Origin of the sequence: Lysobacter sp. GX 14042 (genome assembly GCF_021390425.1) — a bacterium.
Classification (GTDB): Bacteria; Pseudomonadota; Gammaproteobacteria; order Xanthomonadales; family Xanthomonadaceae; genus Novilysobacter.
Genome location: NZ_JAJUWY010000002.1, coordinates 163,332 through 177,038, shown reverse-complemented (window position 1 = coordinate 177,038; position 13,707 = coordinate 163,332). Strand labels below are relative to the sequence as shown.

Here is a 13,707-nt window from a genome sequence, read left to right as displayed (position 1 = left end):
GTGGAGCCCACCATAACCACAGCCGGCGTCAAGCGGAATCAGGGCGCGCCCGCACGCAGCCGGGGCAGGGGATCCAGCGCGCCATCGGCGCCGTAGATGCCGTAATGCAGGTGGGTTGGGGTGCCGCGCGCGTTGCCGGTATCGCCCACCACGCCCAGGGCCTGGCCGGGCCGGACCACGTCACCCTCCTGCAGCCCGTCGGCCCAATCGTCCAGGTGCGCGTAGTAGTAGCGCTCCAGGCCCGGGCCGAGCACCCATACCTGCCGTCCGCCCAGTCCGGTCTCGCGGATTGCGCTGACGATCCCGCGGGTACTGCTGACTACCGGGGTCCCGCGCGCGGCGAAGATGTCCACGCCCTCGTGGCGGCGGCCACCGCTGCGGCCGGCGCCCCAGGTGTCGGCGATGGCACCGGGGGACACGCCCATGACCGGCACCGGGAGCGCCTGTGCCGGCCCGGCGCGCGACAGTTCCCACAGGGTCCGCGGACGCTCCATGAAGGGTTGTTGCCAGGCCCACCACCCGGCGCCGGCCAATGCGCCCAGCACCAGCGCGGTCCGCAGCAACCCGGCCAGGGCGGACAGCAGCCGGGACGCGGCGGGGCGGGGGCGTCGGGCAGCCATGCCGGACAGCGTAGGCATGGTGCTGCCCATGGGATGTCAATCGCCGGTGGACGGCGGTTCGACGGCGGCGCCGGGGGCGGAGGGCGCAGTGGCGCGCAGCGGGGCCGGTGCGGGATTGCCGGTCCGTGCCGCCCACCTGCGCCAGGCCTGGAACAGTCCCAGTACCGCCGGACTGCGGTCCAGGCCCGGGGTTCCGCTGGCCGCCATCCGCGGCCGCAGCACGCTGAACCAGCGGTGGGCCCCGGGCAGCTCCGCCTGCGGGCGCGGCCGGCCGGCGTCATCGGTCGCCACCACCGTCAGCGAGACCGCGTTGGCGACATTGCCGCCGATCGCGTACAGCCGCCGGGCGGCCGGTTCGGTCGCCACCACCAGGTCGCAGTGCATGGCCCGCGACCCGCCAGCGCCGGTGCGCAGGTCGGCGATGCCGGTGAACTCCGAACCGGCGCGCGCGGTACACAGCAGGTCGCCCGGCGCCGGCACCACCTCGTCCAGGTCATGGGCGATGAAGGGGCCAGGTGCACCCTCGCGGGCGTCCACCGCCTGGAGCACGTAGTCGTGGTGCAGGCCGCTGCGGCGGAAGCCGGGCACGCCGGCCTCGCAGGCCAGCCAGGACACGAACGCACCCGACCAGGCCGTCGCCCACCCGGCCCCGGAAACGCCGAACTCCACGATCGCCTGCCGCCGCAGCACGTCCTCGCCACCGGGCACCGCGCTCCAGTAACCGGCGATTGCCGCATCGACCGCCGGCGCATCCTCCATCAGGCCCAGCTGCGCGGCGCGCCGGCCGGCGCGCTCGCCGACGCTGAAGTTGCGCGCCGGGTCGATGATCCGGAAACCGTCTTCGCCGGTCGCCTGTGGCACCGCGGTGTCCTGCCCGGCCGACAGGTCCAGCACCGGCAGGCCGAACGCGGCCCATTCCGCGGCGGCCAGGTCGATCATGCGCTGGCGCGGGTCGCCGGCGACGCGCCGGCAACCGCCGTCGAGCACCTGCCAGGTGGCCACCGGAATCTCGGCATAGCGGCCGTCGGGCAGGCGCCGGTAGAGCGGTTCGGCGAACATCCCCAGCCTGGCGCGCAGCGCGGGCCGCTCGTCGCCCTCCAGCAGCCGCACCCGGCGTGCGGGGTCGGCGCTGCCAACCGGGCGCTCAAAAACGGGGATCGCACTGTCCGGGGCACTGTCGGGGGTGTCACCGGCCTCCTGCGCCCGGGCGCCCGGAAGCAGCGCGGCGACGATCATCGGGACGGCGAGGGCGGCCAGGGCGCTCTTGCGCATGCGGTGCTTCCGTCGTGGGCAGGCCAGTCTGGCCGCGCCGGCGTGAAAGGCCCGGCAGCCGCGCGACGCACGGCTAACGCGGCGGGGTCCAGACTGGCCGCTCCCCCGAGACACCAGGAGTCAACGATGGCCATTTCCCGCCATGCGATCGCCCGCTGGGAGGGCGACCTCAAGAACGGCCAGGGCGATCTGAGCACCCCCGCCAGCGGCCTGATGGACAACACCGGCTACGGCTTCAACAGCCGCTTCGGCGATGCCAGGGGCACCAACCCCGAGGAGCTGATCGCCGCCGCCCATGCCGGCTGCTTCACCATGTACCTGTCGAACGTGCTGGCCGAGGCCGGCCACGTGCCGACCCGCCTGGAGACCCGCTGCGAAGTCGACCTGTCCACCGAGGGCGGGCCGTCGCTGTCGGAGATCCGCCTCACGCTGGAGGCCGAGGTGCCGGGCATCGACGAGGCGGAGTTCCAGCGGTGCGCCGCGGACGCACGCGACAACTGCCCGGTGTCCAAGGCGCTGCAGGCAGTACCCAAGTCGCTGCAAGCCACCCTGCGCAAGGGCTGAGCCGGGCCGGCGGCCGGATCGCGGCGGCTACCAGTCGATGTGCCCGCGCACCACCGGGCACACCTTGCCGCCGGACCACACCTCGCCGTCGGCATCGATTCGCAGCTGCAGGCGGGCGTCGAAGCCGACCTCGCGGCCCTGGCTGACGGTGTAGGCGCCGTCACGGCCGGGTACCGCGCGGTTGTGCTGCAGCCAGGCGGCGAGGGTGGCGTTGGCCGCGCCCGAGGCCGCGTCCTCGAAACGCTTGCCGGCCCCGACCAGCGCCCGCACCACCAGGTCGTAATCCTGCCCGGGATCGGCACGGGCGAAGGCGCACAGGCCCATGCTTCCGGTGCCCTCCGCCAGGTGGGCGATTGCCTCCCAGTCGGGCTCCGCGCGGCGCAGCGCGTCCTCGTCGGCAACTTCGGCCACCCACCAGCGGCGGCCGCCATCCATCAGCGCAGGCGGCAGCCGCCCCGGGGCGAACGGACGCAACGGCGCGGCCAGGGTCGGGGCGCCACGCTCACCGACCGCCACCACCCGGGCACTGGGCGCGCGTACCGCGATCGCCCGGTCGGCACCGTCGCCGGTCACCGCCAGGGGCAGCACGCCGGCCAGGCCTTCCTGCCAGACATGGCCGTCGACCACCCCGGCCATTCCGGCATCGAGCACCGCATGGGCGGTGCCGACACTGGGGTGCCCGGCGAACGGGACTTCCTGGGCGGGACTGAACATCCGTACCCGGTAGCCGGCCCCGGGCCGGGTGGGTGGAAAGACGAAGGTGGTCTCCGGCCGGTTGTTCCAGCGCGCGATCGCCTGCATGGCCGCGTCGCCGAGGCCGTCACAGTCGAGCACCACGGCCAGGGGGTTGCCGGCACCGGGGCGGTCGGCGAAGACATCGAGCTGGAGGTAGCGGCGCAGGGACATCGGCACGACGGGGATGCGGCGGGCCATTGTAGGCGGGCGGCATGGCGCGAACGGCCACGGATCGGGCACGATTGCGGCTTTCGCGGTCAACTCCATCCGCTGTGCCGGGTCCCTGTCGGCGCGTGTCCAAGGTTTCACGAATGCAACCCAAGCAAGCCTGGCTGGTACTCAAGTTCGGCGGCACCTCGGTGTCCAGCCGTGAACGTTGGGACACCATCGGTGCGCTGGCGCGAAAACGCGGTGCCGAAGCCGATGCGCGGGTGCTGGTGGTGGTGTCGGCGCTGTCGGGCGTCACCAACGAGCTGCAGGCGGTCTGCGAAGGCGACGACGCCGCGGCGCGTGCCGCGGCGCTGGCCGGGCGCCACCGTGCATTCGCCATCGAACTGGGGCTGGATGCCGACGCGGTGCTCGGCGACCGCCTGGCGGTGCTGGAGGCGCTGGCCGTCTCGCCCGCCGCCGCGCGCGGACTCGAGTGGCAGGCCGAAGTGCTGGCACAGGGCGAACTGCTGTCCTCGACCCTGGGGGTGGCCTACCTGGCCGCGCAAGGCCTGGACATCGGCTGGTGCGACGCCCGCGACTGGCTGCATGCCGCGCCAATGCCCAACCGCAGTGCCTGGGGCGAGCGGCTGTCGGTCAATTGCCGCCGCGAGCCCGATCCGGCGCTTGCGCGTGGCCTGGCTTCGCGCCCGGAACGGGTGTTGCTGACCCAGGGGTTCCTCGTCCGCCATCCGGACGGCGGTACCGCCCTGTTGGGCCGGGGCGGTTCGGATACGTCGGCGGCCATGTTCGGCGCGCTGCTGCGGGCCCGGGCGGTGGAGATCTGGACCGACGTGCCGGGCATGTTCAGCGCCAACCCGCGCGAGGTCCCCGATGCCCGCCTGCTGACCCGGCTCGACTACGCCGAGGCGCAGGAGATCGCGACCACCGGGGCCAAGGTCCTGCATCCGCGCTCGATCCGCCCATGCCGGCGGGCCGGCGTGCCGATGGCCATCCGCGATACCCGCAGGCCCGGCCTGCCGGGCACCCGCATCGACGGCGGCGCCGGCAACGTCCCGGGCGTAAAGGCGATCAGCCGCCGCGACGGGGTGGTGCTGGTATCGATGGAAACCGTCGGCATGTGGCAGCAGGTCGGCTTCATGGCCGACGTGTTCGACCTGTACAAGAAGCACGGCCTGTCGGTTGACCTGATCGGCTCTTCGGAGACCAACGTCACCATCTCACTGGATCCCAGCGAGAACCTGGTCACCGGCAACGTGCTCGAGGCCCTGGCCGCCGACCTGGCGAAGGTCTGCCGGGTCAAGGTCATCGTCCCGTGCACCGCCATCACCCTGGTGGGCCGCGGCATGCGCTCGCTGCTGCACCGGCTGTCGGACGTGTGGGCGACCTTCGGCCGGGAACGCGTGCATCTCATCTCGCAGTCTTCGAACGACCTCAACCTGACCTTCGTGATCGACGAGGCCGACGCCGATGGCCTGCTTCCGATCCTGCACGCAGAACTGATCCGGAGTGGCGCGATGCCTGTACTCGACGCGGGGGTGTTCGGCCCCAGCTGGCGTGAACTCGACGGCACGCTGCCGCCGCGGCCGGCGCCGTGGTGGGACGGCCTGCGGACACGCCTGCTGGAGCACGCGCGTGCCGGCACGCCGCGCTACGTCTATCACCTGGATACCGTGCGCGAGCGGGCCCGCGCCCTGCGCTCGAGCAACGCAGTCGACCGCTGCTTCTTCGCCATCAAGGCGAACCCGCACCCGGCGATACTGGCGGTGCTGGTGGAAGAGGGTTTCGGACTGGAGTGCGTGTCGGCGGGCGAGCTGGCGCATGTGTTCGATTGCATCCCCGGCCTGTCGCCCTCGCGGGTGCTGTTCACCCCCAGCTTCGCCCCGCGGCGCGAGTACGAGGACGCCTTCGACCGCGGCGTGACCGTCACCATCGACAACGTCGAGGCGCTGCAGCGCTGGCCGGAGCTGTGGCGTGGCCGCGAGGCCTGGCTGCGGCTGGACCTGGGCCGTGGCGACGGCCACCACGCCAAGGTCCGTACCGGCGGGGTGGCCGCCAAGTTCGGCCTGCCGCTGGCGCGTTTCGAGGCGTTCCTGGACGCGGCGCGGGCACTGGACCTGCGAATCACCGGCCTGCATGCGCACCTGGGCAGCGGCATCGAGCACCCGCAGCACTGGCGCGAGGTCTACGGCGAGCTGGTGGCGCTGGCCGACCAGGTCGGCAGCGTGGAAAGCATCGACATCGGCGGCGGCATGTCGGTGCCCTACACGCCGGACGCGCGGCCGTTCGACCTGGACGCCTGGCGTGCCGGGCTGGACGCGATCAAGGCCGCTTGCCCGGCCTACCAGGTGGTGATCGAGCCCGGTCGCTACCTGGTCGCCGAAGCCGGCGTGCTGCTGCTGTCGGTGACCCAGGTGGTGGAGAAGGACGGCGTGCACCGCATCGGCGCCGACGCCGGCATGAACGCGCTGATGCGCCCGTCGATCTACGACGCCTGGCACGGCATCCACAGCCTGTCGCGCGCGGCGGATGCGGCGACCCGTGTATTCGACGTGGTCGGCCCCATCTGCGAGAGCGGAGACGTGCTCGGCCACGCCCGCGCGCTGCCGCGCGATACCGCCGAGGACGACGTGCTGCTGGTCGCCGACGCCGGGGCCTACGGCATGGTGATGGCCAATACCTACAACCTGCGGCAGTTGCCGGCAGAGGACGTGATCGAATGAAACCCGAGATGCCGCGGCGCTCCGAGCACGACGCGAACCCACGCTTCCGCTTCGAGCGCGACGCGATCCGCAGCTTCCGCTTCGTGCGCTGCAGCCTGGACCACGGCACCGGCGAGGCGCGGCTGGTCTATGCCTTCGACGACGGGCCGGAGCTGGTGGAGACGGTACGCTTCCCGGGCGCGCCGTTCACCATGGACGCCGCCCGCGAACAGGCCGTGGAGCGCGCGCTGCGACTGCTGCACCTCATCGCCGGCATCAGCTACTACAAGGCCGCGGTGCCGGAGCGGATCGAAGTCGAAAGCTACCTGGTCGACACCGATACCGCCGCGTTGCTGGAATCGGTCTACCTCAACGGCCTGGGCGAATTCGCCTACCGCAACGGGCTGGACCTGGCCGGGCGGATCCGCTTCCCCGGCGTGCAGGCGCCGGGCACCCGCATCCCGATGATCGGCCTGCGCTCGCACGCGCTGGTGGCGATCGGCGGTGGCAAGGACTCGCTGGTCAGCATCGAGGCGCTGCGTGGCGTCGGGGTTGGCCAGACCGTGTCCTGGGTCGGCGGTTCGCAGCTGATCGCCGCCTGCGCCGCGCGCACCGGCCTGCCGACCCTGAACATCGGCCGCGAACTGGCCCCGGAGCTGTTCGAGTACAACCGCCAGGGCGCCTGGAACGGCCACATCCCGGTGACTGCGGTGAACTCGGCGATCCTGGTGCTCGCCGCGCTGCTGCAAGGGGTCGACCAGGTGGTGTTCTCCAACGAGCGCTCGGCCAGTTATGGCTCGCTGATCGAGGGCACCGGCGAGGTCAACCACCAGTGGTCGAAGGGCTGGGCGTTCGAGTCGATGTTCGGCGAATACGTATCCGCCCACATCGCCGCCGACCTGCACTACTACTCGCTGTTGCGTCCGCTGAGCGAACTGGCGGTGGCGCGCCGGTTCGCCGCCGGGCAGCACTACGACGCGCACTTCTCCAGCTGCAACCGCAACTTCCACATCCTCGGCGAGCGCCCGGTCAGCCGCTGGTGCGGGGTCTGCCCCAAGTGCCACTTCGTATTCCTGGCGCTGGCGCCGTTCATGAGCAAGCCGCGGCTGATGGGCATCTTCGGGCGCAACCTGCTCGATGATCCCGAGCAGCAGGCCGGCTACGACGCGCTGCTGGAGTACCACGACCACAAGCCCTTCGAGTGCGTGGGCGAGGCGCGCGAATCACGCGCGGCACTGGCGGCGCTGGCGGCGCGGCCGGAGTGGCGCGAGGACGCGCTGGTCAAGCGCTTCGCCGAGGAGATCGCGCCGCAGCTGGATCCGTCGGAGCTGGCGCTCGAGCCGTTGCTGATACCGGAAGGGCCGCACCGGATTCCCGAGGCGGTGTGGGAGCGGCTGGGTGCGCATTTCACAGCTTGAGGGCCGCCGGGTCGCGCTCTGGGGCTGGGGACGCGAGGGCAGGGCGGCGTGGCGGGCGATCCGCGAGGCACTGCCGGGACTGCCGCTGACCCTGTTCTGCCGCGCCGACGAGGTCGACGGCGCGCGCGGCGTGGATCCCACGCTGGTCGTGGAGTCCGGGGCCACGGGCGAGCGACTGGCCGCCTTCGAGGTGGTGGTGAAGTCGCCTGGCATCAGCCCATACGGCGGGGCTGCCGCCGCTGCAGCCGCGCGCGGCACCCGCTTCCTCGGTGGTACGGCGCTGTGGTTCGCGGGCCAGGCCGGCGCCGATGGCGTGGTCGCGGGCACTGCCTGCATCACCGGGACCAAGGGCAAGAGCACCACCAGTGCGCTGATGGCGCATCTGCTGCGTGCCGGTGGCCACCGCACCGCGCTGGCCGGGAACATCGGCCTGCCGTTGCTGGAACTCGGGGATGCGCCGGCCGACTACCGGGTCATCGAGCTGTCCAGTTACCAGACCGGTGACGTCGCCGACAGCGGCGCCCGGCCCGCGGTGGCGGTGGTGCTCAACCTGTTCCCCGAACACCTGGACTGGCACGGCTCGCACGCGCGCTACCTGGCCGACAAGCTGCGCCTGGTCAGCGATGCCCACCCGAAGCTGGTGGTGCTCAATGCCAACGACCCGCGGCTTGCGACGCTCGAACTGCCGCACAGTGAAGTGCGCTGGTTCGGCAGCGCGGAGGGCTGGCACCTGCGTGGCGATGTCCTGTTCCGTGGCATGCGGGAAGTGATGGACACCGCCACGCTGCCGCTTCCGGGCCGGCACAACCGGGGCAACCTGTGCGCGGCGCTGACCGCGATCGAGGCGCTGGGCCTGGATGCCGCCGCGTTGGCGCCGCATGCCGCGGACTTCGCGTCGCTGCCGCACCGACTGCAGCTGCTGGGCGAGCGCGACGGGCTGGCCTGGGTCAATGACTCGATCAGCACTACCCCGCAGGCGACGCTGGCGGCGCTGGACTGCTTCCGCGACCGGCCCGTGGCCGTGCTGGTGGGCGGGCACGACCGCGGCCTGGACTGGACCGGCTTCGCCGGGGCCCTGCGTGACCGCGCCCCGGCGGCGGTGGTGACGATGGGCGCCAACGGGCCCCGGATCCACGAGTTGCTGGCGCCGCTGGCGGCGGGTGGCCGGTTCGGGCTGGGCGCGGCCGATGGGCTTGCCGACGCGGTCGCCCGGGCGCGCGTGATGCTTGGGAAGGGTGGCGTGGTGTTGCTGTCGCCGGGGGCGCCCAGCTTCGGGCCGTACCGGGATTACGTGGAGCGGGGCCGGCATTTCGCGGCCCTGGCCGGGTTTGACCCGGACGCGATCAGCGGGATTCCCGGCCTGGGCGTGTAGCAGAACTGCCTCGGTACTCCGCCTGCGAAAGACTCCACCACCCCCCGGCCTTCTGCTCCCTCGCCCCATGAGCGGTGTCCTTCCCGTTCCCGGCGACATTGCCCGGAAAGTTGTCCTACAGATAAGACATTTCGTTTGATATGTCTTACCTGTAGGACTACATTGGCCACTATGGCCAAAGCCACCACCCGCACCTATTCCCGCTACAGCCGGCATGCCCTGGCCCTGCTGGGCGGTTTGCTGCGCGCTGCGCGCATCGAAAAGAAGATCGGCACCCAGGCCTTGGCCGAGCGGGCCGGGATCTCCCGCGACCTGCTGTATCGCATCGAGAAGGGCGACCCGCGCTGCGAGATCGGCGTCGTGTTCGAACTGGCCGCCATCCTCGGCGTACCGCTGTTCGAACCCGGGCTGGGCGCCTTGCAGAAGCGACGCCACGAGATCGAAGACCGGCTGACCCTGCTTCCCAAAGCCGTGCACGCGCCGCGCGACGAGGTGAAGGATGACTTCTGACGTCGCCGTTGCCGCCCCGCGCGAGGCCTACGTCTGGACCTGGCTGCCGGACCGTGCCGAGCCGGTGGTGGCCGGGCGGCTCGCGCCCACGCCGCAGGGCCTGCAGTTCAACTACGGCCGCAGCTGGCTGGCGCGGGACGACAAAGTGCCGCTGTATCTGCCGGAGCTGCCGCTGGAGCCGGGTGTGTTGCCGCTGCCGACGGGCCTGGTCATGCCCGGCTGCCTGCGCGATGCCGCCCCGGATGCCTGGGGACGGCGGGTCATCCTCAACCGCGTGCTGGGCCGGGCCGGCCACGACGCGGATCCGGCGGTCCTCGACGAACTGAGCTACCTGCTGCAGTCGGGCTCGGACCGGATCGGTGCGCTGGATTTCCAGCCGTCGTCATCCGCCTACGTCCCGCGCGAGGGTGGCGGTGCGACGCTGGAGGAACTGCTGCAAAGCGCCGAACGGGTGGAGCGGGGACTGCCGCTGACGCCTGCGCTGGCGCAGGCCATCCAGCACGGCAACTCGATCGGTGGCGCACGGCCCAAGGCCGCGCTGGATGGCGACGGGCGCAAGTGGATCGCCAAGTTTTCCGCCAGCACGGACGTGCAGCCGGTGGTGAAGATGGAGTTCATCGCCATGCGGCTGGCAGCGCTGGCCGGCGTGGACGCGGCGCCGGTGCGGCTGGTGCAGGCGGGCGGCAAGGACGTGCTGCTGGTCGAGCGCTTCGACCGCGTCGCGCAGGCCGACGGCCGCTGGCGCCGGCGCGCGCTGGTATCGGCGCTGACCCTGCTGGAACTCGACGAGATGATGGCGGCGTACGCGAGCTACGAGGAACTGGCGGAGATCGTGCGGCATCGTTTCACCCGGCCGCGGGCGACGCTGCGTGAGCTGTTCGCGCGGCTGGTGTTCAACATCCTGTGCGGCAACACCGATGACCACGCGCGCAACCATGCGGCCTTCTGGGATGGCGCGCGGCTGTCGCTGACGCCGGCCTACGATATCTGCCCGCAGGTACGCACCGGACAGGAGGCCACCCAGGCGATGAAGATCCTGGGCGACAACCGCTTCAGCCGATTGATGGTCTGCGTGGACGCCGCTTCCCGGTTCCAGTTGTCGGAGGTCCAGGCGCGGAGCATCATCGACGGGCAGTTGCGGATGGTCCGCCGGCATTGGCGGGGCGTCTGCGACGAGGCACGGCTGGGCGAGGCGGAGCGCAACGCGCTGTGGGGGCGCCAGTTCCTCAACCCGTTCGCCCTGCAGGGCTACGGGGAAGCCTGAGGGAGCAGCGGCCTGCGCGCGGCTCAGTGGTCGCGGCTGATGGTATAGGCAGCCAGCCCACGCAGGGCGGCCACGTATTCGTTGTCCCCGATTCCGTCCAGCGCGGCGATCGCGCGTTCGGCGAAGCCGCGCCCGCGCCCGCGGCTGTAATCCAGTCCGCCGGTGGCCTGGATGGCGGCCAGCACCTGCGGCAGGGCGCCGGTGTCGCCGTCCTGGATCGCCTTGCGCAGCGTCGCCGCGGTTTCCGCGTCACTGTGGGCGATGGCGTGGATCAGCGGCAGGGTGGCCTTGCCCTCGGCCAGGTCATCGCCCAGGTTCTTGCCCAGCGTCTGCGCGTCGGAGGCGTAGTCGAGCACGTCGTCGGCGATCTGGAACGCGTAGCCCAGGTACAGGCCGTAATCATGCAGCCTGCGCTGGGTGGCTTCGTCGGCGCCTGCCAGCAGGGCGCCCAGGCGGGTGGCGGCGGCGAACAGCACCGCGGTCTTGCGCTCGATCACCCGCAGGTAGGCCGGCTCGTCGGTGTCAGGGTTGCGCACGTGCAGCAGCTGCAGCACTTCGCCCTCGGCGATGCGGTTGGTGGTGTCGGCGAGGATGCGCTGGACCTCCATCGACTCCAGTTCGACCATCAGCTGGAAGCTGCGCGAATACAGGAAGTCGCCGACCAGCACGCTGGTGGCGTTGCCCCACACCGCGTTCGCGGTGCTGCGCCCGCGGCGCAGGTCGGACTCGTCCACCACGTCGTCGTGCAGCAGGGTGGAGGTGTGGATGAACTCGATCACCGCCGCTAGCTGGTGCGCATCGGCGCCACGATGGCCCAGCGCGCCGGCCGCCAGCAGCACCAGCATCGGCCGCAGCCGCTTGCCACCGGCGTTGATGATGTACTCGGCAACCTGGTTGATCAGCACCACGTCCGATGCCAGCCGCCGCCGGATCAGGGCGTCGACCGCCTCCATGTCCTCGCGCGCGAGTGCCTGGATCTGGGGCAGGGAAGGGGCGGTGCGGGTCTGGGCGTGCATGGGCAAAGGGGGGTGCGGAGCGACCACGGAGTATAGGTGGCGGGGGGCGGCATGAACCGGCATTCCTGCGGGCGGGTGGGCGCCCTACGTCGGCCGGGTGGAATCGGTCACCGGCTCCGTGAGTGCCTGCGGCCCGGAGGCCGGCACGGTGTGCAGGTCGCTGGTCTGCCGTTCGATCATCCGCCGCACCCGCGGCCCGTCGGGGCCGCAGTGCAGCGCACGCAGCTGCGCCGGGATGGTCGCATCGTCGTGGGTGAGGCGGCTGTTGTGGCGGACGTATTCGAGCCAGGTCGGCGTCGCATAGCGCTCGATCCAGACCCGTGGGTCGGCCAGATCACGCAGCACCCGCCAGTTGCGGGCGCCGTCGCGGCGCCGCATGCGCCGCCGCTCCGCCATCGCCCCGAGAAACGCCGGCACGTCCTCCTCGCGGATGAGGTATTCGATCGTGATCACCACCGGCCCGGTGCGCGGCTGGACCGGCACGGCGGTGGCAGGCTCTTTCCAGCGGCTGAGCGGGTCGAGGTTGAGTTCGGCCAGCCTGGCGAGCGGCACCCAAAGGCCAAGCGCCGCGCAGGCGACCATGACCAGCGCCGCCACCAGCAGGGACATGCGCACGTCGCCATGGTCGGCGATGAAACCCCACAGCCAGCTGCCCAGCGCCATGCCGCCGAATGCCGCCATCTGGTACAGCGACAGCGCGCGCGCTACGACCCAGCGCGGGGTGGACAGCTGCACCGTCACGTTGAAGGTCGACAGCGCCAACACCCATGAGGCGCCACCCAGCACCAGTGCCGCCATCGTCAGCAGCAGCCAGCCGCTCACGGCCGCGACCGCCGCCGCGACCGCAAAGGCGATGCAGGACCAGCGGACCAGGCCCTCGGTCGACAGCAGGTCGCGCAGCCGGGTACTGCCTATCGCACCCGCGATCGCGCCTGCGCCGAAGGCGCCGAGCAGCAGGCCGTAGGTCAGCGGGCCGCCCGCGACCAGGTCCCTGGCGACCAGGGGCATCAGCGCCATCACCGCGCTCGCGCCGGCGCCAAAGACGAAGGCGCGCCCGAGGACGATGCGGATGGCCGGCGACATCGCCACGTAGCGCACGCCCGCGGCCATTGCGCTGCCGAGCGCTTCCCGCGGGAGCAACCGCGGTGCCAGTACCGGACGCCAGCGTGCCAGCACCACGACCAGGGCGACGTAGCTGACGGCATTGATCCCGAACGCCGCCGCCGCACCGGCCGCGGCAACGATCGCGCCGCCGATCGCCGGCCCGACGCTGCGTGCGATGTTGAAACCCATGCTGTTGAAGGCGACCGCGCCCGGCAGCTCCGCGCGCGGCACCATGTCGCCGACCGATGCCTGCCACGCCGGCGCGTTGAACGCCGCGCCGCAGCCGATCAGGAAGGTGAACAACAGCAGCAGCCAAGGCGTGATCAGGCCCGCCCAGGTGCATAGCGCCAGCGCGACCGACACCAGCAGCATGAACACCTGCGCGCCGAGCATCATCCGGCGGCGGTCATGGTTGTCCGCCATGGCTCCGGCCACCAGCGAGAACAACATGACCGGCAACGCAACCGAGGCCTGCACCAGCGCGACCATGTCGGCCGACTGCGCGATCGAGATCATCAGCCAGGACGCGCCGACCGACTGGATCATGCCGCCGAAGTTGGAGGACGCGCTCGCGAACCAGACCTGGCGGAAAATCGGATAGCGCATCGCCGACAGCGCCGAAGGACGCTGCGCGAGGCCCGGCGTGGGGTCGGGGGGCTGCGCCATCGGCTCAGACCGGCCAGTGGTTGTGCGGGAGGGCCTCGACGCGTTCGTATGGCATGGCGCAATGGTAACGCCGCGACGTCACGATACCGTCGCGCGAAGGTAGCGCCGCGATCGCGATGCCATCCCGCGGAACCCGCGCGCAGCGAGGCGTGCTGCAGATCGTGTTTGCACCGGGCATGCGCCGGGCTACCGGGGGCCCTGTCTTCTTTTCCGACCCGGCAGGGGGTGGTCTGCCCATGGCGGGCTACCTCCGGGCGGTCGCTATACTGACGTGCATCCCGCCCCAGAGGCGGCTC

General features: G+C 71.6%; 11 protein-coding genes. 6 read left to right on the top strand and 5 right to left on the bottom strand.

The annotated features are described in order from the left end of the window. Window positions 1-38: 38 nt before the first annotated feature. Both LY625_RS04205 and LY625_RS04200 read right to left on the bottom strand, forming a co-directional pair. Window positions 39-620 carry a M23 family metallopeptidase gene (locus LY625_RS04205; protein WP_233737755.1) on the bottom strand — a complete coding sequence of 194 codons (582 nt, stop codon included), beginning with the start codon at window positions 618-620 and terminating at the stop codon, window positions 39-41. 36 nt (window positions 621-656) lie between these two features. After that, window positions 657-1,892, bottom strand: coding sequence for a DUF2272 domain-containing protein (locus tag LY625_RS04200; protein WP_233737754.1), 1,236 nt, complete (start codon window positions 1,890-1,892; stop codon window positions 657-659). 126 nt (window positions 1,893-2,018) lie between these two features. On the opposite strand from LY625_RS04200, the gene LY625_RS04195 reads away from it, so the two are divergent. Beyond that, a complete protein-coding gene (locus LY625_RS04195; protein ID WP_233737753.1) occupies window positions 2,019-2,456 on the top strand; it encodes an OsmC family protein in 438 nt (145 codons plus the stop codon). Between the two features lie 27 nt (window positions 2,457-2,483). Here the strand turns inward: LY625_RS04195 and LY625_RS04190 are convergent, their stop codons facing one another. Continuing rightward, entirely contained in the window at window positions 2,484-3,362 is an 879-nt protein-coding gene (locus LY625_RS04190; RefSeq protein WP_233738325.1) for a PhzF family phenazine biosynthesis protein, read from the bottom strand. Between the two features lie 140 nt (window positions 3,363-3,502). On the opposite strand from LY625_RS04190, the gene LY625_RS04185 reads away from it, so the two are divergent. The 5 genes from LY625_RS04185 (at window position 3,503) to LY625_RS04165 (ending at window position 10,625) form a co-directional block, all read left to right on the top strand. After that, window positions 3,503-6,082 (top strand): bifunctional aspartate kinase/diaminopimelate decarboxylase, encoded by a 2,580-nt coding sequence (locus LY625_RS04185; RefSeq protein ID WP_233737752.1) that lies wholly within the window; start codon window positions 3,503-3,505, stop codon window positions 6,080-6,082. Then, window positions 6,079-7,479 (top strand): UDP-N-acetyl-alpha-D-muramoyl-L-alanyl-L-glutamate epimerase, encoded by a 1,401-nt coding sequence (gene murL, locus LY625_RS04180; protein WP_233737751.1) that lies wholly within the window; start codon window positions 6,079-6,081, stop codon window positions 7,477-7,479. Before LY625_RS04185 ends, murL begins: the two co-directional genes overlap by 4 nt. Further along, window positions 7,460-8,851: a UDP-N-acetylmuramoyl-L-alanine--D-glutamate ligase gene (gene murD, locus LY625_RS04175; protein WP_233737750.1), complete on the top strand. Its 1,392-nt coding sequence runs from the start codon at window positions 7,460-7,462 to the stop codon at window positions 8,849-8,851. The genes murL and murD overlap by 20 nt, the downstream gene beginning before the upstream one ends. Before the next feature lie 171 nt (window positions 8,852-9,022). Continuing rightward, on the top strand, window positions 9,023-9,361 hold the full coding sequence (locus LY625_RS04170; protein WP_233737749.1) for a helix-turn-helix transcriptional regulator: 339 nt from the start codon (window positions 9,023-9,025) through the stop codon (window positions 9,359-9,361). Continuing rightward, the gene (locus tag LY625_RS04165; RefSeq protein WP_233737748.1) at window positions 9,351-10,625 is read left to right on the top strand and encodes a type II toxin-antitoxin system HipA family toxin; all 1,275 of its coding nucleotides are present in this window, start codon (window positions 9,351-9,353) and stop codon (window positions 10,623-10,625) included. The genes LY625_RS04170 and LY625_RS04165 overlap by 11 nt, the downstream gene beginning before the upstream one ends. A gap of 23 nt (window positions 10,626-10,648) precedes the next feature. Here the strand turns inward: LY625_RS04165 and LY625_RS04160 are convergent, their stop codons facing one another. Both LY625_RS04160 and LY625_RS04155 read right to left on the bottom strand, forming a co-directional pair. Further along, on the bottom strand, window positions 10,649-11,641 hold the full coding sequence (locus tag LY625_RS04160; RefSeq protein WP_233737747.1) for a polyprenyl synthetase family protein: 993 nt from the start codon (window positions 11,639-11,641) through the stop codon (window positions 10,649-10,651). An 84-nt stretch (window positions 11,642-11,725) separates the two neighbouring features. Further along, the gene (locus LY625_RS04155; protein WP_233737746.1) at window positions 11,726-13,411 is read right to left on the bottom strand and encodes an MFS transporter; all 1,686 of its coding nucleotides are present in this window, start codon (window positions 13,409-13,411) and stop codon (window positions 11,726-11,728) included. Window positions 13,412-13,707: the final 296 nt, after the last annotated feature.